The 721-nt window shown below is 50.9% G+C and carries 1 protein-coding gene and 1 pseudogene; both read right to left on the bottom strand.

Going from position 1 to position 721, the window contains the following annotated elements; all coding sequences use genetic code 11:
• Window positions 1-287, bottom strand: a 287-nt coding sequence (locus tag BFF42_RS19240) for a transposase (RefSeq protein ID WP_000567737.1), incomplete at its 3' end; no start/stop codon positions are given.
• A gap of 142 nt (window positions 288-429) precedes the next feature.
• Window positions 430-721, bottom strand: a pseudogene (locus tag BFF42_RS19235) (IS1-like element IS1X2 family transposase); the annotation flags it as partial.

The following is a 721-nucleotide window of genomic DNA, read 5'->3' as shown; positions in this document are numbered from 1 at the left end:
AGTTCATTTTCCATCGTTTTCTTGCCGAGCAGGCGCTGGAGTTCTTTAATCTGCTTCATGGCGGCAGCAAGTTCAGAGGCAGGAACAACCTGTTCTCCGGCGGCCACAGCAGTAAGACTTCCTTCCTGGTATTGCTTACGCCAGAGAAATAACTGGCTGGCTGCTACACCATGTTGCCGGGCAACGAGGGAGACCGTCATCCCCGGTTCAAAGCTCTGCTGAACAATTGCGATCTTTTCCTGTGTGGTACGCCGTCTGCGTTTCTCCGGCCCTAAGACATCAATCATCTGTACTCCAATGACTAGTCTAAAAACTAGTATTAAGACTATCACTTATTTAAGTGATACTGGTTGTCTGGAGATTCAGGGGGCCAGTCTAGGAATATTCAGACTCTGACTGGCGCTACGGGCGGCTGGTAATGACTCCAACTTACTGATAGTGTTTTATGTTCAGATAATGCCCGATGACCTTGTCATGCAGCTCCACCGATTTTGAGAACGACAGTGACTTCCGTCCCAGCCTTGCCAGATGTTGTCTCAGATTCAGATTATGTCGCTCAATGCGCTGAGTGTAACGCTTGCTGATAACGTGCAGCTTTCCCTTCAGGCGTGATTCATACAGCGGCCAGCCATCCGTCATCCATACCACGACCTCAAAGGCCGACAGCAGGCTCAGAAGACGCTCCAGTGTGGCCAGAGTGCGTTCACCGAAGACGTGCGCC

This window comes from Shigella sp. FC1661, from assembly GCF_001712525.1.
Taxonomy (GTDB): domain Bacteria; phylum Pseudomonadota; class Gammaproteobacteria; order Enterobacterales; family Enterobacteriaceae; genus Escherichia; species Escherichia coli.
Note: the sequence above shows the minus strand (reverse complement) of the source record. Positions and strands in the feature narration are given on the sequence as shown.